This is a genomic window from Erwinia sp. AK-PDG3-5, assembly GCF_056821705.1.
The window spans coordinates 24,162-46,174 of the sequence record NZ_CM165967.1 but is presented as its reverse complement, the minus strand read 5'-3'; the positions used below and the strand labels follow the sequence as shown (position 1 = coordinate 46,174).

20 protein-coding genes are annotated in these 22,013 nt (G+C 55.7%); 8 read left to right on the top strand and 12 right to left on the bottom strand.

The window, feature by feature from the left end:
• The 6 genes from AC1UKS_RS00210 to yidA form a co-directional block, all read right to left on the bottom strand.
• The gene (locus tag AC1UKS_RS00210; RefSeq protein WP_265909065.1) at positions 1-1,314 is read right to left on the bottom strand and encodes an MFS transporter; all 1,314 of its coding nucleotides are present in this window, start codon (positions 1,312-1,314) and stop codon (positions 1-3) included.
• A gap of 294 nt (positions 1,315-1,608) precedes the next feature.
• Entirely contained in the window at positions 1,609-2,757 is a 1,149-nt protein-coding gene (dgoD, locus tag AC1UKS_RS00205; RefSeq protein ID WP_482435254.1) for a galactonate dehydratase, read from the bottom strand.
• Positions 2,754-3,371: a 2-dehydro-3-deoxy-6-phosphogalactonate aldolase gene (locus AC1UKS_RS00200; RefSeq protein WP_482435253.1), complete on the bottom strand. Its 618-nt coding sequence runs from the start codon at positions 3,369-3,371 to the stop codon at positions 2,754-2,756. Before AC1UKS_RS00200 ends, dgoD begins: the two co-directional genes overlap by 4 nt.
• Positions 3,355-4,236, bottom strand: a complete 882-nt coding sequence (locus tag AC1UKS_RS00195) for a 2-dehydro-3-deoxygalactonokinase (RefSeq protein ID WP_482435251.1) — start codon at positions 4,234-4,236, stop codon at positions 3,355-3,357. The genes AC1UKS_RS00200 and AC1UKS_RS00195 overlap by 17 nt, the downstream gene beginning before the upstream one ends.
• Positions 4,233-4,928 carry a FadR/GntR family transcriptional regulator gene (locus AC1UKS_RS00190; protein ID WP_053141078.1) on the bottom strand — a complete coding sequence of 232 codons (696 nt, stop codon included), beginning with the start codon at positions 4,926-4,928 and terminating at the stop codon, positions 4,233-4,235. Before AC1UKS_RS00190 ends, AC1UKS_RS00195 begins: the two co-directional genes overlap by 4 nt.
• A gap of 176 nt (positions 4,929-5,104) precedes the next feature.
• Entirely contained in the window at positions 5,105-5,914 is an 810-nt protein-coding gene (gene yidA, locus AC1UKS_RS00185; protein ID WP_013204561.1) for a sugar-phosphatase, read from the bottom strand.
• Positions 5,915-6,098: 184 nt separating this feature from the next.
• On the opposite strand from yidA, the gene AC1UKS_RS00180 reads away from it, so the two are divergent.
• On the top strand, positions 6,099-6,707 hold the full coding sequence (locus AC1UKS_RS00180; RefSeq protein WP_265909062.1) for a helix-turn-helix domain-containing protein: 609 nt from the start codon (positions 6,099-6,101) through the stop codon (positions 6,705-6,707).
• 61 nt (positions 6,708-6,768) lie between these two features.
• Here AC1UKS_RS00180 and gyrB read toward each other — a convergent pair whose 3' ends face one another.
• The 4 genes from gyrB to dnaA form a co-directional block, all read right to left on the bottom strand.
• A complete protein-coding gene (gyrB, locus tag AC1UKS_RS00175; RefSeq protein WP_053141072.1) occupies positions 6,769-9,177 on the bottom strand; it encodes a DNA topoisomerase (ATP-hydrolyzing) subunit B in 2,409 nt (802 codons plus the stop codon).
• Between the two features lie 17 nt (positions 9,178-9,194).
• A complete protein-coding gene (recF, locus tag AC1UKS_RS00170; RefSeq protein WP_013204564.1) occupies positions 9,195-10,280 on the bottom strand; it encodes a DNA replication/repair protein RecF in 1,086 nt (361 codons plus the stop codon).
• 188 nt (positions 10,281-10,468) lie between these two features.
• Complete coding sequence (dnaN, locus tag AC1UKS_RS00165; RefSeq protein ID WP_053141070.1) at positions 10,469-11,569, bottom strand: DNA polymerase III subunit beta; 1,101 nt, start codon at positions 11,567-11,569, stop codon at positions 10,469-10,471.
• Between the two features lie 4 nt (positions 11,570-11,573).
• The gene (gene dnaA / locus AC1UKS_RS00160; protein ID WP_013204566.1) at positions 11,574-12,965 is read right to left on the bottom strand and encodes a chromosomal replication initiator protein DnaA; all 1,392 of its coding nucleotides are present in this window, start codon (positions 12,963-12,965) and stop codon (positions 11,574-11,576) included.
• A gap of 602 nt (positions 12,966-13,567) precedes the next feature.
• Between dnaA and rpmH the strand changes: the two genes are divergently transcribed.
• The 6 genes from rpmH (at position 13,568) to AC1UKS_RS00130 (ending at position 18,375) form a co-directional block, all read left to right on the top strand.
• Entirely contained in the window at positions 13,568-13,708 is a 141-nt protein-coding gene (gene rpmH / locus AC1UKS_RS00155) for a 50S ribosomal protein L34 (RefSeq protein WP_013204567.1), read from the top strand.
• 17 nt (positions 13,709-13,725) lie between these two features.
• Positions 13,726-14,085 (top strand): ribonuclease P protein component, encoded by a 360-nt coding sequence (gene rnpA / locus AC1UKS_RS00150; protein WP_034889333.1) that lies wholly within the window; start codon positions 13,726-13,728, stop codon positions 14,083-14,085.
• Positions 14,049-14,306 carry a membrane protein insertion efficiency factor YidD gene (yidD, locus tag AC1UKS_RS00145; protein ID WP_071822134.1) on the top strand — a complete coding sequence of 86 codons (258 nt, stop codon included), beginning with the start codon at positions 14,049-14,051 and terminating at the stop codon, positions 14,304-14,306. Before rnpA ends, yidD begins: the two co-directional genes overlap by 37 nt.
• Before the next feature lie 2 nt (positions 14,307-14,308).
• Entirely contained in the window at positions 14,309-15,955 is a 1,647-nt protein-coding gene (gene yidC / locus AC1UKS_RS00140; RefSeq protein ID WP_134823112.1) for a membrane protein insertase YidC, read from the top strand.
• Positions 15,956-16,087: 132 nt separating this feature from the next.
• Positions 16,088-17,452 (top strand): tRNA uridine-5-carboxymethylaminomethyl(34) synthesis GTPase MnmE, encoded by a 1,365-nt coding sequence (mnmE, locus tag AC1UKS_RS00135; protein ID WP_013204570.1) that lies wholly within the window; start codon positions 16,088-16,090, stop codon positions 17,450-17,452.
• A 182-nt stretch (positions 17,453-17,634) separates the two neighbouring features.
• Positions 17,635-18,375 (top strand): 4'-phosphopantetheinyl transferase family protein, encoded by a 741-nt coding sequence (locus tag AC1UKS_RS00130; RefSeq protein ID WP_482435247.1) that lies wholly within the window; start codon positions 17,635-17,637, stop codon positions 18,373-18,375.
• Between the two features lie 71 nt (positions 18,376-18,446).
• On the opposite strand, the gene AC1UKS_RS00125 is transcribed toward AC1UKS_RS00130, so the two are convergent.
• Positions 18,447-19,760: an NCS2 family permease gene (locus AC1UKS_RS00125; protein ID WP_482435245.1), complete on the bottom strand. Its 1,314-nt coding sequence runs from the start codon at positions 19,758-19,760 to the stop codon at positions 18,447-18,449.
• A 210-nt stretch (positions 19,761-19,970) separates the two neighbouring features.
• On the opposite strand from AC1UKS_RS00125, the gene yieH reads away from it, so the two are divergent.
• Positions 19,971-20,633: a 6-phosphogluconate phosphatase gene (gene yieH, locus AC1UKS_RS00120; protein WP_053141061.1), complete on the top strand. Its 663-nt coding sequence runs from the start codon at positions 19,971-19,973 to the stop codon at positions 20,631-20,633.
• 37 nt (positions 20,634-20,670) lie between these two features.
• Here yieH and AC1UKS_RS00115 read toward each other — a convergent pair whose 3' ends face one another.
• Positions 20,671-21,906: an MFS transporter gene (locus tag AC1UKS_RS00115; protein ID WP_482435243.1), complete on the bottom strand. Its 1,236-nt coding sequence runs from the start codon at positions 21,904-21,906 to the stop codon at positions 20,671-20,673.
• Between the last annotated feature and the right edge of the window lie 107 nt (positions 21,907-22,013).

Sequence of the window (22,013 nt, the reverse complement as noted above, 5' to 3'; positions counted from 1 at the left end):
TCAATTACCTGACTGAGGGTGAGGAACGGATTTCAGCGCATCACGCGAAGGGCGTGACACGATAATGCCGATCACCCCACCGAGGATGAGCGCCACGGCCACAATCAGCAAACCGTAATGGTAGCTGTTGGTCATGTCTTTGATTTTGCCAAGGATTGGCGGTAAACCGAGGCCGACAAAGTTCGCCACGGTATTGATAAAGGCGATGGAGGCAGCCGCCGCCACACCGGCCAGTTTTTCGGTGGTGACCGCCCAGAAAATCGGGGTCAGCGCAAAGTTAAAGCCGACGGTCAGCACCAGCAACAGATAGGACACCACCAGATTGCCGGAGTAAATCGCCACCGCCAGGGCCAGCCCGGAGAAGATCAGCGGCAGCCCCATATGCCAGGAGCGTTCATTGGTTTTGTCGGAATGGCGACCGTTCAGGTACATAAACAGGCACGCCATCACAAACGGCACGGCTGAAAGCAGGCTGATAACGAAGTTGCTCTGTTCGGCGGCCATACTTTTGATGATCAGCGGCATAAACAGCGTAATGCCGATGGAGCCAAAGGCCTGCAGGAACCACACCAGGCTCAGCAGCAACACCGTTTTGTCTTTCAGGGCGCTCCACCAGGCGTGATTTTTGCCGATCTCTACGCCGACATTGTCCTGCTGCAAACGCTGCTTCAGCCAGGATTTCTGCTCCGGGTTTAACCAGGGCGCATGGTCGGGGGTATCCGGCAGGCGCCACAGTACCAATACGCCCAACACCAGGGCCGGAATACCTTCCAGCGCGAACAGCCAGCGCCATCCTGCAATTTCCGCCATGCCGTGCATATTCAGGATCGCACCCGACACCGGCAGCCCAATAATGGAGGCGGCAACCGAGCCCATATAGAAGAAGGACATCGCACGGGCGCGGTTACTTTTCGGGAACCAGCAGGAGATGTAATAGATGATGCCCGGCGCAAAACCCGCTTCTGCCATGCCCAGTAAAAAGCGCATTACGTACAGCTGATTGGCGCTGTGCACAAAGGCCATCCCGGTACTGACAATGCCCCAGGTAATCATGATGCGGGCGATCCAGCGGCGCGCACCGACTTTGGTCATAATCACATTGCTGGGGATCTCAAACAGAATATAAGAGATATAAAACATGCCGACACCCAGACCATACATACTGGCAGACAGCCCCAGATCCGCATTCATTTGCAGCGCGGCAATCGAGATATTGGTCTTATCCAGATTCGCCACAAAATAGCAGATGACGATAAAAGGAATTATTTTCGCGTTCAGTTGCTTCAGCGTAGAGGTATACAGATCGGTGGTCATAATAATAACCTCGGTGGGCGTTATCGCCATATTCGGGCAGCAGCAATACCGCCCGCAGCGCACGCGGAGTTTTTAGGGTATGTCATTATTATTATTGCTATAACACTATCTAACTAAGACCCAGCTTTTACTCTTTTGGCTTGGCCTTTAATTAACTCTCACCCATGTTAATCTCCAGGCCGCTGGTTTTCTGGCAAGGCAGCCAGGAAACCGATCCCGATGAGCTGACTTATGTCAGTGATTCGGGTCAGTTTCCGCAGCGAACGCCGCCAGAAAGCCAGGGGAGCAGGAGATTTACCATTCGGCGACGGAGCCGTCCGCAAACCGCCACAAAGGATTCCGCCAGTCCTGCACCTGCTGACTGCGTTCAATCACCAGCTGTTCGTTAATTTCCACGCCCAGCCCCGGTTTATTCAGCGGTGCAAAGTGGCCGCCCTTCATATTGAAGTCTTCTTTATTCACTACATAATCCAGCAATTCCGCGCCTTTATTGTAGTGAATGCCCATGCTCTGCTCCTGGAATACCGCATTGCGGGAAACAAAATCCACGTGCAGGCAGGATGCCAGCGCAATCGGTCCCAACGGACAGTGCGGCGCCAGCGCGACGTCATAGGCTTCCGCCATCGCGGCAATTTTAACGCACTCGGTAATTCCACCGGCGTGGGAGAGATCCGGCTGCAGAATCGCCAGCCCGCCCGCTTCCAGCACCCGTTTGAATTCAAAGCGGGAATACATCCTTTCTCCCGCCGCAATCGGCAGATGGGTCTGGGCCGCCAGCCGCGGATAATATTCCGCCTGCTCCGCCAGCACCGGCTCTTCAATAAACAGCGGACGGTAAGGCTCCAGCTCTTTGATCAGGATTTTGGCCATCGGCGCACTGACGCGTCCGTGAAAGTCCAGACCAAACTCGATCTCGTTACCAAAGGCTTCGCGGATCTGCGCTACGGTGTTGACCGCCGCATCCACTTTGCGCGAGCTGTCGATAATGCCCATCTCTTCGCAGCCGTTCAGCTTGAAGGTATCAAAGCCGATTTCTCGCAGTTTCTTAATGCCATCAATCACTTCGGCCGGACGATCGCCGCCCACCCAGCTGTAGGCTTTGATGCTGTCACGCACCAGGCCACCGAGCAGCTGCCAGACCGGCACGCCCAGCACCTTGCCTTTGATATCCCACAACGCCTGGTCGATTCCGGCGATGGCGCTCATCAGGATCGGGCCACCACGGTAGAAACCGCCGCGATACATCACCTGCCACAAATCATTAATGCGCGCCGGATCCTGGCCAATCAGATACTCAGACAGCTCATGCACCGCCGCCTCGACGCTTTTCGCCCGCCCTTCAATCACCGGCTCGCCCCAGCCAACCACGCCTTCGTCGGTTTCAATTTTCAGGAACATCCAGCGCGGCGGCAGGCGATAGGTGGTTAATTTGGTGATTTTCATTGTACGGCTTCCTTATAGGCGGCAACGAACGCGCGGGCCTGCGCTGCGGTGCGGGTTACCGGCTGTCCGGCGCGATAGAGATCGCTGCCCAGCCCAGCACCCACGCAACCGGCAGCCAGAAACGCATGAAGATTTTCAGGGGTGACGCCGCCTACGGCGAACACCGGCACATCCGCAGGCAGCACCGCTTTCAGCGCCTTGATGTAATCCGGGCCAAAGGCGGAAGAAGGGAAGATTTTCAGCGCCTGCGCACCGGCCTTCAGCGCGGCGAAGGCTTCCGACGCCGTGGCGCAGCCTGCGGCCACCGTCATGCCACGCTCCACAGCGCGGCGGATCACGGCGGGATCGGTATTGGGCGTCACCACCAGCTTGCTGTTAATGAGGGCCAGGCGATCGACCTGCTCAGGCTCCAGCACCGTACCCGCCCCAATCAGCGCCTGATGGCCAAAAGTCGTCACCATGTTGGCAATGCTCAGTTCCCAGTCTGGCGAATTCAGCGGGATTTCAATGGCATCGAAACCGGCATCAATCAGCGCGGCGACATGCTCTTCAGCCTCTTCCGGGCGAATGCCGCGCAGAATAGCGATCAGCGGCAGCTTAGTTGACCAGTTCATCGGCGATACTCCTGATTCCGTGTTGGAAGGCGGTGTCGCCTTCCAGCAAATGGGCCGACAGTCCACTTAAGCTCATCGCCTGCAGATAGCGATCGGCCAGTGAGCTGCCGGCGATAAGGGTGAGCGGAGTCGTTTCACCCGGCATAAACGTCTCTTTCATCAGCGCAACTTCATGACCAATCAACAGGCCGGAAAGAAACTCGCTGACCGATTCCCGCGGACGCGCACCCAGCACATGGGCCGCGCGCACCTCAAACAGTCGGCTGAGAATGCTGCGGTCATTAGCGCCGGTTTCCAGCCCCTGACGGAACGCTTCGGCATCCGGCTGCTGTGGGGGTAAACCGGCACCCACCAGCGAATGATTAAGCAAAACATGGTGCAGTTCGCCGGTGATCACCGTACGAAAATCGACAATCTTGCCGCCATCTGCCCTCACCCACTTTGAGTGCGTGCCCGGCATCACGTAATGCGAAGCGGGATGCTGTTGCGCGGCACCGAGCAACTGCGTTTCTTCGCCGCGCATCACATTGACGTTATCGCGGCGGTCGATGCTCAGCCCCGGCACAATCCAGGCGAGGCCATCTACCCTGGTCAGGCGCGACGCAATATCCCCCAGCGCGACCGGACAAGGCAGATAGGGCACGCTTAACCAGCCGGCGTTACTGCCCACCATGCCAGCCATCACTACCGGCACGTCGTTCACCGGCCAGCCTTCGGTCACGCGGGCAAAGACCTCTGCCGGCGTGCGGCCATTCAGCCGGGTGATGCCGGACTCAGAACGTCGTTCCTCCTGGCAGATGCCTTCACGGTAATACCAGGCTCGCAGGTTGGTGGAACCCCAGTCGATAGCAATATAGCGGGTCACGTGATGTCCTTTAGTCGTCGGGTTGAACTGGCGATCATCGTCAGTGCCGCCTGTTCAGCCTCATCCGGCTTCTGATGGCGAATGGCGTCAAACAGCGCTTTATGCTCCTGCAAGGTATTGGGCATATTGCCGCTATCAGGCATGTACGTGCGTTCAAAAACCGCTAACTGGAGTGAGCTGATGGCCACGCTAAGCTGCTGAAGCACCGGGTTATGCACCGATTCCAGCACCGCTTCGTGATAGCGAATATCGGCCTGATTAAAGGCCTCGCGATCGCGGTGGTGCGTGACCATATCGTTCAGCGCCGCCTCGATGTTGGCTAAATCCCGCGAGGTGGCCCGCTCGGCAGACCAGCGCGCAATTTGCGGTTCCACCAGGTTGCGCACTTCGCTCATGGCGGCGATAAGGCGCGGATCCTGATCGTGCTTCAGCGACCATTGCAGCACGTCGCTGTCGAGGAAGTTCCACTGGCTGCGCGGGGTCACAAAGGCGCCGCGATAGCGTTTCATCTCAATCAGCCGCTTGGCCATCAGCGATCGGTACACTTCGCGGATGATATTGCGCGAGGTGCTGAACTGCTCGCAGAGCTCAGCTTCTGCCGGCAATGAGGCACCGGGCGCATATTTGCCCGCGACCACCTCTTCGCCGAGGGTCAGAATGATACGGTCCGTTTTGCTGAGGTCGTCTTTCATGATGTTCCATGGAGAATAGCGAAGGGGACATTGTAGTACCCATAACTCAGGTTGTACTACAATCCAGATCACAAAACAGACAACCCACCCAGGCAGGATCGGGTAAGCAAGAGAAATCAGGGAAGGGTGCGAAGGAAGAAAAACGTCCCGGACTGGCCGGGACGCTGGGTCAGGACTTACAGCACAAACTTCTCAATGGCATAGGCCACGCCATCTTCCAGGTTGGTTTTAGTCACGAACTGGGCGATAGCTTTAACCGATTCAATGCCATTTCCCATCGCCACGCCGGTGCCGGCAAATTCCAGCATCGCCATGTCGTTTTCCTGATCGCCGATGGCCATCACTTCATCACGGGACAGGCCGAGACGGTCGGCAAGCGCCTTAACGCCCGCGCCCTTATTCACCTTTTTATTCAGGATTTCAAGGTAGTAAGGGGAGCTTTTCATGATCGTCGCGCGCTCACGCGCTTCCTCCGGCAGGCGGGCAATGGCCTTGTCGAGGATTTCAGGTGGATCGATCATCATCACTTTCGGGAAGGTCATGCTGCTGTCCATCTCTTCAACCGCACGATAGTGCAGCGGAATGCCGGTCAGGAAAGATTCATGCACGGTGAACGCGCTGATGTCTTTATTGGCGGTATACAGCTCGGATTTAGTCAACGCCTGGAAGTGAACGCCCAGTTCACGCGCCAGCTTTTCAAAATAGAGGTAGTCATCGTGGGTCAACGTCGCTTCCGCCACGCATTCACCGGTAGCCGCCTGCTGAACCAGCGCGCCATTATTGGTGATGCAGTATTGCCCTTCATGCTGTAAATCCAGCTCCATCAGGTAACGCTGCACGCCGATAAACGGCCGGCCGGTGGCCAGCACCACAGAAACACCTTTCTCACGGGCGGCCTGAATTGCCTTTTTAACCCCGGGAGTCACTTCATGCTGTGGGTTTAGCAGGGTGCCATCCATATCAATCGCAATCAATTTTATTGCCATAACGTCCTCGTCAGCTAACGGTTTGCTTCATGCTAGCGCGATTCAGCTCGCATTGACCAGCCCGAAAAAACGGCCTATCGCTAAAACCGGTCGGGAACGGCACCTAAAGGCAAATTTATTCGATGTGTGGTTTTTGAACAAATGTGAGATGATAACCGAGCGTGACATTCAAGGAGGAAACAGAATGAATATTGTCATCGTCAGTAAAGATAGTTTTTTTATCTCGGGTGCGATCGGTCTTATCCAGGAAGCCTGGCTCCCGCAATATGAGGGAAATCCGGTGTTTTTGGTGGCGGATGCTAACAGAGAGTTACTCACAGCAAATATCATCCTCACCGATGAATTTAAGTTAATACCAGGTAAAAAATCTCGGGCAAAATCGCTTCAGGAATCAGAGGATCCGTCCAGGGAGCGTTGCCTGTCGATCTGGCTGGCCGCAGCGTGCCATGCAGAGAACCGTTCCTGCCAGCAACACCGATATCAGGTGACTCAACGTGAATCGCGGCAGCGGCTGGTTGAACTGTTCAGCTATAAAAATGCCCGCGGTTCGGCTTCATCACCCTTTTACGATCCCCGCCATTGTGGCACCCAGGATCCGATTACCCTTAGCAAACAACAAGCTATGGTTGTCAAATATACCCGTCTGGGTCTGTCACTTACCGATATTTCGCGTCTGACCAGTCTGAGTGTTAAAACCATCAGCACCCATAAACGTGCGGTAATGCGTAAGCTCGGCATGAAAAATAACAGTGAGTTTTACCGTTATGCGTTAGTGGGGGGAAACCCGCCCTAAAGACGACAGCCATAAAAAAAGGCAGATCCTGGGATCTGCCTTTCTTGAGACGCATTACGCGCTAGATATCGATGTTCGCTGCACGCAGCGCATTCTCTTCGATAAAGGCACGACGAGGTTCAACCGCATCGCCCATCAGCGTGGTAAACAGCTGGTCAGCGGCAATCGCATCTTTCACCGTCACACGCAGCATACGGCGGCTGTCGGGATCCATGGTGGTTTCCCACAGCTGCTCCGGGTTCATCTCACCCAGACCTTTGTAGCGCTGAACCGTCAGGCCACGACGTGACTCTTTCACCAGCCAGTCCATCGCCTGCTCGAAGCTCTCGATCGGCTGACGACGCTCGCCACGTTCGATGAAGGCATCTTCTTCGATCAGGCCACGCAGTTTTTCACCCAGCGCGCAGATCTTACGGTATTCACCGCCGGAGACGAATTCGTTATCCAGAGGATAATCGGTGTCCACGCCGTGGGTACGGATGCGTACAATCGGCTCAAAGATGTGCTGTTCCAGATTCTCACGCACCAGACCGCTGTAGGAGCTACCGTGCTGCTCTTTCTCGTTCAGCATCACAATCAGCCCGTCAATCCAGCTCTGTACCGTCGCCTGTTCAGACAGGTCGCTCAGCGTTGAGTGGTAGATCAGCGAGTTCAGCAGGGCTACCGGATAACGGCGCTCCATACGTTTGATCATTTTACGGGTGCTGTTGAATTCTGACACCAGCGTTTCCAGCGGCGCGCCGCCCAGTGCCGGTGCTTCGGCATTGGTGTGCAGGGTTGCGCCATCCAGCGCGATCGCGATTTGGTACTGATCCATCGCGTCATCATCCTTGATGTACTGCTCCTGCTTGCCTTTCTTCACTTTGTACAGCGGTGGCTGAGCAATATAGACATGGCCACGTTCGATGATTTCCGGCATCTGGCGGTAGAAGAAGGTCAGCAGCAGCGTACGAATGTGCGAACCATCCACGTCGGCATCGGTCATGATGATGATGCTGTGATAACGCAGTTTGTCCGGGTTGTATTCGTCACGGCCGATGCCGCAGCCCAGCGCGGTGATCAGCGTGGCAACTTCCTGCGAGGCGAGCATCTTATCGAAGCGCGCTTTCTCAACGTTGAGGATTTTACCTTTCAACGGCAGGATCGCCTGGTTTTTACGGTTACGTCCCTGCTTGGCGGATCCGCCTGCAGAGTCACCCTCCACCAGGTAGATTTCGCACAGCGCCGGGTCACGCTCCTGACAGTCAGCCAGTTTGCCTGGCAGACCCGCCAGATCCAGCGCGCCTTTACGGCGGGTCATTTCACGCGCACGACGGGCCGCTTCACGGGCACGGGCCGCATCGATAATTTTGCCGACCACGATTTTCGCATCGGTCGGGTTTTCCAGCAGGTATTCCGCCAGCAGTTCGTTCATCTGCTGCTCAACCGCCGTTTTCACCTCAGAAGAGACCAGCTTGTCTTTGGTCTGTGAGGAGAATTTCGGGTCCGGCACTTTCACCGATACCACTGCAATCAGGCCTTCACGGGCATCGTCACCGGTGGCGCTGACTTTCGCTTTCTTGCTGTAGCCTTCTTTATCCATGTAGGCGTTCAGCGTACGGGTCATCGCGGTACGGAAACCAACAAGGTGCGTGCCGCCATCGCGCTGTGGGATGTTGTTAGTAAAGCAGTAGATGTTTTCCTGGAAACCGTCGTTCCACTGCAGCGCCACTTCCACGCCAATACCGTCTTTTTCCGTCGAGAAATAGAAGACATTCGGGTGAATCGGGGTTTTGTTCTTGTTCAGGTACTCAACGAACGCCTTGATGCCGCCTTCGTAGTGATAGTGATCCTGACGGGCATCACGCTTGTCTTCCAGTTTGATCGACACGCCGGAGTTCAGGAACGACAGTTCACGCAGACGCTTGGCGAGGATTTCATACTCGAAATCGGTCACGTTGGTGAAGGTCTGATGGCTTGGCCAGAAACGTACGCGGGTACCGGTCAGATCGGTTTCACCGGTCACGTGCAGTGGGGCCTGTGGCACGCCATGCACGTAAACCTGATTGTGAACCTTGCCTTCGCGGCGAATGGTCAGCTCCAGCTTTTCAGACAGGGCGTTAACCACTGACACGCCGACGCCGTGCAGACCACCGGAAACTTTATAGGAGTTGTCATCGAATTTACCGCCTGCGTGCAGCACGGTCATGATCACTTCTGCCGCAGAAATGCCTTCTTCTTCATGGATGCCGGTAGGAATACCACGGCCATCATCCTGGACGGATACGGAGTTATCCGCATGAATAGTCACCAGAATATCTTTACAGTGACCGGCGAGTGCTTCGTCGATAGCGTTATCCACGACCTCGAATACCATGTGATGCAGACCGGTGCCGTCATCCGTATCGCCGATATACATACCCGGGCGCTTGCGTACTGCATCAAGCCCTTTCAGAACTTTGATACTTGAGGAGTCATAAGAATTCGACATCAACGTTTCTCGCTCGTTTAATCTTCAGGTTGAACCGCTATTTTACCTTGTTCCACGTGGAACATCTTGCCCTTTTCGTCAGTCATGTCGAACACGTGTTCGGCACTGATTGCACTGACAAAAACCTGGGCATGCGTGGCTTTCAGACGTGAGGCTAACAGCTGTCGCCGCGTCTCATCCAGCTCGGAGGCAAAATCATCTATCAGATACAGGCAGCGTCGCCCATTCTGTCGGGTGAGAAACTCACCCTGCGCCAGTCTCAGGGCGCACATCAGCAGCTTTAACTGGCCGCGTGACAGTAAATCTTCCACCGGCGTCCCGTCGGCACGGATTCGAAAATCCGCTTTGTGCGGGCCGCTGGCGGTGTAAGTCAGTGCCCGATCGCGTTCAAACTGGCGTTCGAGCAGTTCGCCGTATTCCGTCTCTTTGTCCCAGCCGCGCTGGAAAGAGAAGGTCAGCTTAAATTCAGGTAAAAACTGTGCGCAGGTGGCGTTGATATCTTCGGCAATGGCGTCGCTGTAGGCGGCTCGCCAGCGGCTGATCTGTTCAGCAAGGGGAACCAGCTCCTGATCCCAGGCGCGGATTTGCTGATAGCGCGACACCTGACGCAAGGCGGCATTGCGCTGTTTCATCAGCCTGCGCAGATTGCTCCAGGCGGTAAAGAAGCCGGGTTCATTATGAAAACAGCCCCAGTCGATGTAGGCGCGGCGGTATTTCGGCCCGCCGTTAAGCAGCGTAAAACCTTCCGGGGTGATTAGCTGCATCGGCAGCATCTGCGCCAGCTCGGCGACTTTATGACCGTCGCTGCCGTCGATGCGCACCTTGCTGTCTCCGGCGCGATTTTTGGTCAGACCGACCGAGATTTCACGCTCGGCGCCTTCAATACGCCCGTGCAGGACAAACGCATCCTGCTCGTGGCGGATAACCCGTCCGGCCTGCAGGCTGCGAAACGCGCGACCGTGGCCGAGCGTGTAGATCGCTTCCAGCACGCTGGTTTTGCCACTGCCATTCGCGCCCACCAGAAAGTTAAAGCCGGGCGCCAGCGCCAGATCCGCATTTTCGATGTTACGAAAGTCTTTGATAAGCAGGCGGGTTAAAGCCATACAGACGGAATTCCAAAACAGGCGATGATAAAGCAGCATCCTGCCCTTTTTTTACGGCAGGCCAGGGCGTCATCGGCGCAGTCAGTTTGCACCTGACCAGCGCGGAGCCGCCGTAGCGTACTAAAGTACGTGCGGACGGCGAGCACTGCCCGGGCACAAAATGACAAGTAAGTTAGCCCGATATTCTACTACAACCGCATTGGCATGACGACGTAGGCCGCGCTCTGGCTGGCTGCATCTTCAATCTGTACGCTGGAAACGGAGTCGGTCAGCAGCAGCCGCACATTCTCACACTTCAGCGCATTGAGCACGTCCAGCACGTAGCTGACGTTAAAACCAATTTCCAGATCGGTGCCGCCGTAGGTGACATCCAGCATCTCTTCCGCTTCTTCCTGCTCAGGGTTGTTCGCGGTAATTTTCAGCTGATTTTCGCTGACATACAGACGAACGCCACGGAACTTCTCGTTAGAGAGGATCGCCGCACGGGCAAAAGCTTGCTTAAGAATGTCGCAACCGGCATCCAGCGTTTTGTCCGGGTTCTTCGGCAATACGCGGCGATAATCCGGGAAACGGCCATCAACCAGCTTGGAGGTGAAGATAAAGTCGCCGACGTGCGCACGAATATTGTTGCTGCCGATTTGCACCTGCAGTGGCGTATCGCCACCATCAAGCAGACGCACCAGCTCAATGACGCCTTTACGCGGCACGATCACCGAATGGCTCGGGAGTTGCTGACCAACCGGCATCGAACAGACCGCCAGACGGTGACCATCGGTGGCCACGGTACGCAGCTCTTCACCTTCGGTTTCAAACAGCATGCCGTTCAGGTAGTAACGCACATCCTGATGCGCCATCGAGAACTGGGTCGCTTCGATCAGGCGCTTCAGCGTGGCCTGCGGCAGCGTAAACTCGACTTCGCTGGTCCAGTCATCCAGATTCGGGAAGTCGCTGGCCGGCAGCGTGGAAAGCGAGAAACGGCTGCGGCCAGAGCGCACCAGCATTCTTTCGCCGTCCAGCATCACGGTAATCTCCGCGCCTTCAGGCAGGCCACGGCAGATATCGAAAAACTTACGGGCTGGCACCGTCGTGGCGCCAGGTTCGTGTTCCTGTGTCAGCGCGACACGGGCCACCATTTCCATCTCCAGATCCGTGCCGGTCAGCAACAGGCTGCCTTCATTGACCTGTAACAGCAGGTTGCCGAGGATAGGTAAGGTCGGCCGTCCGCCCAGTGGGCTGCTGACCTGCTGTAATGGCTTGAGTAAATGCTCGCGTTCTACAATAAATTTCATAGCGTCAGGAAGATAATGTTCTGATTAGATTTGAGAAATCTTCTTTAATATCGTGACTTTCTTCACGCAGCTGCTCGATTTTACGACAGGCATGCAGCACCGTGGTATGGTCACGACCCCCGAAAGCATCACCGATTTCCGGTAAACTGTGGTTGGTCAATTCTTTCGCCATTGCCATCGCCATCTGGCGTGGGCGGGCCACCGAGCGGGAACGCCGCTTGGAGAGCAAATCAGCCACTTTGATTTTGTAATACTCTGCCACTGTCTTCTGGATGTTGTCGATGGTGACCAACTTCTCCTGAAGCGCCAGCAGATCGCGCAGAGCCTCCCGCACAAAATCAATGGTAATCGCCCGGCCGGTAAAGTTGGCGTTGGCAATCACGCGGTTCAACGCGCCTTCTAGCTCACGCACGTTGGATCGTAAACGCTTGGCAATAAAGAAAGCCACTTCACCCGGCAGGCGGATGTCGTTTTCGTCGGCTTTTTTCATCAGGATCGCCACGCGCGTTTCCAGTTCTGGCGGCTCGATCGCCACGGTCAGTCCCCAGCCAAAGCGCGACTTCAGACGATCTTCCACGCCGTTGATCTCTTTCGGATAGCGATCCGAGGTCAGAATGATCTGTTGGTTGCCTTCCAGCAACGCATTAAAGGTGTGGAAAAACTCTTCCTGAGATCGTTCTTTATTGGCAAAGAACTGAATGTCATCGATCAGCAACGCATCGACCGAACGGTAGTAGCGTTTGAACTCTTCAATGGCGTTGTTCTGCAGCGCCTTGACCATGTCCTGTACAAAGCGCTCGGAGTGCATGTATACCACTTTGGCATTGGGTTTACGCGCCATGATGCCGTTACCTACCGCGTGCAACAGGTGGGTTTTACCCAGACCGGTGCCGCCATAGAGGAATAAAGGGTTATAAGCGCCGCCAGGATTGTCCGCCACCTGACGCGCAGCCGCACGGGCTAACTGGTTTGATTTACCTTCAACGAAGTTATCAAAGTTGTGCTTGGTGTTGACGTTCGAGCGGTAAGAGAGCTCCGCCGGTGCCGGCATGCTGTCCCAGCTTGGGCGGGTATGCACGGGGCGCGAACCCTGTACCGGTGCACTGGCATGGGCGCTGGCCATTACCGGCTGGCTGATCTGGCGTGTCACCGGCTTGCTGCCCACTTCAAAACGCAGCAACGGCACATCCGTGCCGCAGAAATCATTCAGCAGGCCATTAATATTATTGAGGTATTTATCCCGAACCCAATCGAGTACAAACCGGTTTGGTGCATACAAGGCCAACGTGTTGTCGTTCAATTCGGCCTGCAGTGGGCGTATCCACATGCTGAATTCGGTGGCAGGTAGTTCATCCTGCAAACGGGCAAGACACTGTTGCCATAGCGTAAGTGACACGGCGGACTCCACTCGAAAAAATTCGATAAGAAAAAAGGCGCTGAAGCGATAAATTCATCATTGTTGACGCATGCAGATGACGCACATACGAACCGCTGTCCGCGGTTATCCCGCCATCGATCGACCCGGAGGATCGCAAACGGAAGGGCGGATCATAGCGTAAAGCGAAGCAGAGATCTTCACTTTCTACACAGTTTTGATCCAATTTATCCACAGGCCATCGCTGCGGGGATAAGTTTACGCTCTCGTGCTCAAAAGGCATTCAGGATCGTCTGCATTCGTCGAATTTTAAAGCGCCCGTCACGTTATTGTCGTAAGGCTGATGTAAGGGATCGCAAGAAGATCCTGAACGATCCTTGCGCTTTATAGCAGAGGCCGTATAATTCTCGCCCCGACGCGTAGCGCTCTGGCCCGTACCGGCTGGTTTTGCGGTCGACCGGGACATCCAGACGCGGCTTTTAACGCGAAGTAAATTGACTCCGGACTGTACAATTATTACAATCCCGCCTCTTTATTAAAGACACACTGAGGCGTCGGTCGATTTTCTGACCATCAAAACGCGTCACCCAGTGAAAATTTTCCAAGTTTAGGTAGAAATCGCCATGAAACGCACTTTTCAACCGTCCGTACTGAAGCGTAACCGTTCACACGGTTTCCGTGCTCGTATGGCAACAAAAAATGGTCAACAGGTTCTGGCACGTCGTCGTGCTAAAGGCCGTTCACGCCTGACCGTTTCTAAGTAATAAAAGCTAACCGCTCAGTGGTTAAGCTCGCATTTCCCAGGGAGTTACGTTTGTTAACTCCCACTCATTTCACTTTCGTCTTCCAGCAGCCACAAAGAGCTGGCACGCCGCAAATTACTATTCTCGGCCGCCTGAACTCGCTGGGGCATCCCCGCATCGGTCTTACCGTCGCAAAAAAACACGTCAAACGCGCGCATGAACGCAACCGGATCAAGAGATTGACCCGCGAGAGTTTTCGCCTGCGTCAACATGAACTTCCAGCAATGGATTTCGTGATCGTGGCGAAAAAAGGCGTGGCTGACCTGGATAACCGTGCGCTGACGGAAGCGTTGGAGAAACTATGGCGTCGTCACTGTCGCCTGGCTCGCGGCTCCTGATAGCGGTCATCCGCGTGTATCAACGCGCGATTAGTCCGCTTTTAGGACCCCACTGTCGCTTCCATCCCACCTGTTCTCAATACGGTATTGAGGCATTGCGCAGGTTTGGGGTGATAAAAGGCAGTTGGTTAACGATGAAACGCGTATTAAAATGCCACCCCTTGAACCCGGGTGGCGACGATCCGGTGCCGCCAAAAACCGACGATAACAGAGAACATTAACGATGGATTCGCAACGCAATCTTTTTCTCATCGCTTTTCTGTTCGTGTCTTTTATGATCTGGCAAGCCTGGCAGACGGACCATGCTCCGCAGCCTGTGCAGACTCAGACCACACAAAACACGACCAGCGCAGCCGGTGATGCCGCAAACCAGGGCGTACCTGCCAGCGGACAGGGCAAAACGATCACCGTTAAGACTGATGTCCTGACATTACATATCAACACCCGTGGTGGCGATATCGAGCAGGCACAGCTGCTGACTTACCCGGATAAACTGGGTTCTTCTCAGCCATTCCAGCTGCTGGAAACCAACCCAGGTTTTCTGTATCAGGCTCAGAGCGGTCTGACCGGTCGTAACGGCCCGGACAACCCGGCTAACGGCGCGCGTCCCCTGTTCACCACCACTCAGGATAGCTTTGAGATGGCGGACGGCCAGAGCGAACTGCGTATCCCGATGACCTACACTGCGGAAAACGGCGCAACCTACACCAAAACCTTCGTACTGAAGCGCGGTGAGTTTGCGATCAACGTGGATTATCAGGTTAACAACACCACCCAGCAGCCGCTGGAAGTGGCGATGTTCGGTCAGCTGAAGCAGACCATCGACCTGCCAAAACACCGCGATACCGGCAGTAACAATTTTGCGTTGCACACTTTCCGTGGCGCGGCTTACTCCAGCAGTGAGACCAACTACGAGAAGTACAAGTTTGATAAAATCAGCGATAACGAAAACCTGAGCACTACCACCAATAACGGTTGGGTGGCGATGCTTCAGCAATACTTCGCGACGGCCTGGGTGCCACGCACCAACGGCACCAATACGCTTTACACCAGTAACCTGGGTAACGGTATTGCGGCCATCGGCTACAAATCTGCACCGGTGACTATCGCCCCTGGCGCGCAGCAGAATCTGGCTGCCACCCTGTGGGTTGGACCGGAAATTCAGGACAAGATGGCCGCTATCGCGCCGCATCTGGACCTGACCGTGGATTATGGCTGGTTGTGGTTTATCTCGCAGCCGCTATTCAAACTGCTGAAATTCCTGCACAGCTTTATCGGTAACTGGGGCTTCTCCATTATCGTTATCACCTTTATCGTTCGTGGCATCATGTACCCGCTGACTAAAGCGCAGTACACCTCCATGGCGAAAATGCGCATGCTGCAGCCGAAGATTCAGGCAATGCGTGAGCGTATCGGTGAAGATAAGCAGCGTATGAGCCAGGAAATGATGGCGCTGTACAAAGCAGAGAAAGTGAACCCGTTGGGTGGCTGTCTGCCGCTGGTTATCCAGATGCCAATCTTCCTGGCGCTGTATTACATGCTGATGGGCTCGATTGAACTGCGTCATGCGCCGTTTGCACTGTGGATCCATGACCTGTCTGCACAGGACCCGTACTACATCCTACCGATCCTGATGGGCGTTACGATGTTCTTCATTCAGAAGATGTCGCCGACCACCGTGACCGACCCGATGCAGCAGAAGATCATGACCTTTATGCCAGTGATCTTCACCGTGTTCTTCCTGTGGTTCCCGTCTGGTCTGGTGCTGTACTACATCGTCAGTAACCTGGTCACCATTATCCAGCAGCAGCTGATTTATCGCGGCCTGGAAAAACGTGGCTTACACAGCCGTGACAAGAAGAAAGCATAAGATTTACTAAAAGATGCTTCACCCGGAGGATTTCTCATTGCAGACAACACGCGGGCAGTGAGAAAGATAAAGGGTGTACTATAAGGCGGTCACTGACCGCCTTATTTTTTTGCCAAAAAAAGAGAGTCGAATATGAGTCATAGCGAGACTATCGTCGCCCAGGCGACGCCGCCAGGCCGCGGTGGTGTGGGCATCCTGCGCATTTCCGGCAGCAAAGCCGCTGAGGTTGCTCAGGCACTGCTGGGCAAGCTGCCTAAACCCCGCTACGCCGACTATCTGCCCTTCCGTGATACCGACGGGAAAGCGCTGGACCAGGGCATTGCGCTGTGGTTCCCAGGCCCGAACTCCTTTACCGGCGAAGATGTGCTGGAACTGCAGGGTCATGGCGGCCCGGTGATCCTCGACCTGCTGCTCAAGCGCATTGTCGCCATGCCTGGCCTGCGTATCGCCAGGCCCGGCGAATTCTCAGAGCGCGCCTTCCTTAATGACAAGCTGGACCTCGCGCAGGCTGAGGCGATTGCCGACCTGATTGATGCCAGTTCTGAACAGGCGGCGCGCTCGGCGCTGAACTCCCTGCAGGGGGCGTTTTCGCTGCGCGTTAACCATCTTGTGGAAGCACTTACTCACCTGCGAATCTACGTCGAAGCGGCTATCGACTTTCCTGATGAGGAGATCGACTTCCTGTCAGACGGCAAAATTGAAGCGCAGCTGGAACAGGTGATTGCCGATCTGGATGGCGTGCGGGCCGAAGCGCGTCAGGGCAGCCTGCTGCGGGAAGGTATGAAGGTGGTGATCGCCGGTCGCCCCAATGCCGGTAAGTCCAGCCTGCTGAATGCGCTGGCAGGCCGTGAGGCGGCAATTGTGACCGATATCGCCGGTACCACCCGCGACGTGCTGCGTGAGCATATCCATATTGACGGTATGCCGCTGCACATCATTGATACCGCCGGACTGCGCGAGGCCAGCGACGAAGTTGAGCGCATCGGCATTGAACGTGCGTGGAACGAGATCGAACAGGCAGACCGCGTGCTGTTTATGGTTGACGGCACCACCACCGGCGCCACCGAGCCTGCCGAAATCTGGCCAGACTTTATTGCCCGTTTACCCGCGACTCTGCCGATCACCGTGGTGCGTAACAAAGCGGACGTCACCGGCGAGGCGCAAGGTCTGACGGAAGTGAATGGCCACTCACTTATTCGCCTGTCGGCCCGCACCGGCGACGGCATTGACGTGCTGCGCAACCATCTGAAAGAGAGCATGGGCTTCTCCGGCAATATGGAAGGTGGCTTCCTGGCGCGTCGTCGTCACCTGCAGGCGCTTGAGTTAGCGGCTACTCACTTACTTCAGGGAAGAGAGCAGCTGCTGGGCGCCCGTGCTGGCGAACTGCTGGCGGAAGAGCTGAGAGTGGCGCAACAGGCGTTAAGCGAAATCACCGGCGAATTTACCTCTGATGATTTGCTGGGCCGCATCTTCTCCAGCTTCTGCATCGGTAAATAAATCAAAGGGGAAACGCCCGTTTCCCCTCTTTTCTCTGCAAAACGTCCAATGCTGCTCAGCTATCGTCAAAAACATGATCTTAATCTGAAAGTCTGCACTTACACGTAAAGTGAGGTGATATTTGCTAAGAAAATTCTTACAATAGCCCCGATGATTTTCCGACCATTTTCACGGAGCGACAGATGGCCAGTCATTTTGCACGCCGGACCCTTACCCAGGGACTCCCTTCGGTACAGCGACTTTCACAACCCCTGCTTGATTTCTCCAGCACGCTGGCTGAAAAGCGCCGTGTGCGTTATCTGGCGGCCCGCGCGTTGCTGGCTGACCTGATGCTGCGCGTTTATGGCCTTTCACAGCTGCCGGAAATGACGCTCAGCGCGTGTGGCCGCCCGGTGTTTGCCGATCCCGATCTGCCTGACTTCAGCCTGGCCTATGCCGGTAACATTATTGGCGTCCTGCTGGCCGAGGAAGGCGGTCATGTCGGGCTGGGCATTGAGATTGTACGTGCGCACAGTCGACAGACGCAGGAGCAGTATATGCAAGGCCTCTCTTCCGCTGAACGCGCCTGGATTAATGCGCAGACCGACCCCAGCGAAGCCGCTATCCAGCTGTGGGCACTGCGTAAAAGCCTGATGAAGCTCACCGGGGTGAAAGAAGGCAGCAGCGAGTCATTGCGGCTGCATCCCGCCTCTGGCCGTTTACGCTCGCTGGCGTATCCCGATATTCAGGCGGTCTCTGACGTCGAACCCTTATTGATCTGGTCCTGTGCGTTGTCACCCGGCAGCGAGCGTTTGCATCTTTGGGAGTCTGATGAAGAGAAGAACTGGACGCGGCTGCAGGATATTCAGGTCAACAAACCGGCGATGGGCCAACGCATGCTGCGTCTGACCAGTCTGCCAGCGGAGAAAGTGTTTCAGGGATAGGTACGGAAAGCGCAGCGAACGCCGGCGTTGAGAAAGCGACAGGCCAGCCGGAGCTGGCCTGCTTAACGCGATTAATGCGCGTCGATAAACACGATTTTCAGCACAAACAGCAGCGCGACAACTACCACGCATGGGCTGATTTCACGCCAGCGACCGGTGCCAAACTTCATCACGCAGTAAGAGATAAAGCCTAACGCAATCCCTTCGGTAATGGAGAAGCTAAATGGCATCATCACCGCCGTGACGAAGGCCGGAACGGCTTCAGTCAGATCATTCCACTTCACGCGCGCCAGGCTTGAGCTCATCAGCACGCCAACATAAATCAGCGCACCCGCCGCCGCATAGGCTGGAACCATGCCCGCCAGCGGTGACAGGAACATCACCAGCAGGAACAGGATACCGGTCACCACCGCCATCAATCCGGTACGGCCCCCGATGGAAACACCGGAAGAGCTTTCGATATAAGCCGTCACGGAAGAGGTGCCGATATAAGAACCGGCCACCGAGCTGATGCTGTCAACAAACAGCGCCTGCTTCATGCGTGGGAAGGTGCCTTTCTCATCGGTCAGACCCGCTTTGTCGGTGACGCCAATCAGCGTACCGGAGGAGTCGAACAGGTTAACCAGCATAAAGGAGAAGATGATGCCGGCCATGCCAATGTTCAGCGATCCGGCCAGGTCAACCTGCCCCACAATCGAGGTAATGCCGGTTGGGGCGGAGAACACGCCGCCGTATTTCACATCACCAATCGCCAGACCAATCAGCGTGGTCACCACAATCGACACCAGCACCGCGATATGAATATTGCGGGAAGCCAGGATGGCAATAATAAAGAATCCCAGCGCCCCCAGCAGCACGCTGTGTGAGGTCAGATTGCCGACCGCCACCAGCGTATCTTTGTTAGAAACGATAATGCCGGCATTTTTCAGGCCGATCATCGCAATAAACAGACCGATACCGGCGGTGATACCCACGCGCAGGCTGGCAGGAATATTGGCAATCATCCAGTAGCGCACGCGGAAAATGGTCAGCAGCAGCAGGCCAACCGCGCCCCAGAAGATGGCACCCATACCCACCTGCCAGGAGATACCCATCGCACCCACCACCACGAAAGCAAAGAAGGCGTTAAGGCCCATTGCCGGCGCAAGTGCCACGGGCAGGTTAGCGACCAGGCCCATCAGGATGCTGCCGAACGCGGCAATCAGACAGGTGGTGACAAACACCGCCTGGGTGTTCATGCCCGCCACACCGAGGATCTGTGGGTTCACAAAAACGATATACACCATCGTCAGGAAAGTGGTGATACCTGCAATCACTTCAGTACGTACGGTGGTGCCGTGTTCCTGCAGTTTAAAGATCCGCTGTAGTAGGCCTGGATTAGTCATTATGTGATTCCAAAACGGAGAAAAGTTGTCGACGGCTATCCTAACCTAAAATTCTGATTTTGGGAGCTAACCGACAGGTTTTTTCGCAACCGGTTGCGCCGCGTTTTACAGACGTTCACAACCACTAACTGGAATTGACATTTCTCAGTCGCAATTCAGCCGCAGGTAAGTCAAAGTGGAGAGACCGTAAAAAAACTCAGGGAGACACCGATGACTGTTGGCTGTGTATTTTTTGATTGCGACGGAACGCTGGTGGACAGTGAACTGCTTTGTACCCAGGCCTACGTGAATACCTTCGCGCAGTTTGGCGGCGACCTTTCACTGCAGGAGATGTTTGAAAAGTACAAAGGCGTCAAGCTGTACGACATTATTGCCGAGGTGTGCGCCGAGCATCATCTGAGCGTCAGCAAAGAGGAGTTCGAACCGGCATACCGCAAAGAAGTGGCGCGGCTGTTCGATCTGGAATTAAAGCCGATCGCCGGCGCAAAAGCGCTGCTTGAGCAGATTACCGTGCCGATGTGCGTAGTATCCAACGGAACGGTGCCAAAAATGCAGCACTCGCTGGGGCTGACGGAGATGCTACCGTGGTTTACCGACCGCCTTTACAGCGGCTATGACATTGGCAGCTGGAAACCCGATCCGGATTTGATGTACCACGCCGCCCGCGAGATGAACGTTCCCATCGGGCAGTGCATTTTAATTGATGACTCTGAAGCGGGGGCAAAAGCCGGTATTGCGGCAGGCATTCCGGTGTTTTACTTCTGCGCGGATGCGCATAATAAGCCGCTGGATCACCCTTTGGTCACCCCTTTCACCGAGATGGCCGAACTGCCAGCACTGTGGCGGGCAAAAGGCTGGAACATCACCCGTTAAGCGGCGTCAGGGGCGAACCTCTTCGCCCCTGAGCAGATTAGCCAATCGCGCCCAGCGAATCCTCCGTGCCCTGCTTTTTAGGCAGCAGGAACAGGGTGGCGAAGATATCCAGCAGGTAAATCAGCGCCAGCAGGGTAATGGCCGCGGTAAACGACAGGTGGATCACCAGCAGACCAATCACCAGTGGGCCAAAGCCGCCCACGCCACGGCCGAGGTTGAACAACACGTTTTGCGCCGTTGCCCGCACCTTCGCCGGGTAGGTGTCCGAAATCAGAGCACCGTAACCGCCAATCATCCCATTCACAAACATCCCCATCACCGCTCCGGTAAACAGCATCACGGTCGGGTCGCGCAGCTGCGCATACACGATCACCATAATCACCGCACCAAACTGGTAAAGCAGGAAAATCTTCCAGCGCGCGAAGCGGTCCGCCAGCACGCCAAACAGCCAGATACCGAAGGTCATGCCGATCACCGTCACCGCCGTCCACAGCCCTGACTTGGTCAGCGAAAAGCCGAAATTGCTGGAAAGGTAGCTTGGCATCCAGATCATCAGGCCGTAATAGCCAAAATTCTGCACCGAACAGAGGATGAAAATCCCCAGGCTGGCCTTAGCGGTCGCGCGATCCTTGACCAGCAGCTTAAGCCTTGCTGAGAACGAAAGGCCCTGATTCACATCCACATGTTGGGTAAATCCGGCGGGTTCGCCCATGCCACGGCGGATAATAAAGGAGGCTATAGCCGGCAGTAACCCGACCAGGAACATGCCGCGCCAGCCAATGTAGCCCAGAAGGAACGGGGTGATAAATGCCGCCAGTAACACGCCCAGCTGCCAGCCGATACCGACCCAGGCCGACGCGCGGTTACGCTTGTTAGCAGGCCAGGCTTCGGCAATCAGCGCCATGCCTATGCCGAATTCCCCGCCCAGCCCGACGCCCGCCAAGGTGCGGTAGGCCAGCAGATCCCAGTAACCCTGTGCCACCGCGCACAGGCCGGTGAACACCGAGAACATCAGGATGGTATAGGTCAGTACGCGGATGCGGCCAAAGCGATCGCTCAGGTGGCCGAAGAGTATGCCGCCGAGTACCGCGCCAATCAGCGTCCAGGTCACCAGCGAACCTGCCTGTGAAGGGCTGAGCGCCAGTGAGATTGAGATGGCGGGCAGCATAAAGCCCAGAATCAGCAGATCGAAGCCGTCCATTGCATAACCGCTGATCGCCGCCAGCATGGCTTTGCCCGGAGTAGCGCCCTTTACAGGCGTCTTTGAAATCATGAGTGTTCCCTGCCAGAAATAGAGTGCGGCAAGTATAAGTAGGCAGGCGGTCACATTCCAGACGAAAAGTCGCGGCAGGATCAACTGGCCGGGGGAAGCCGGCCAGT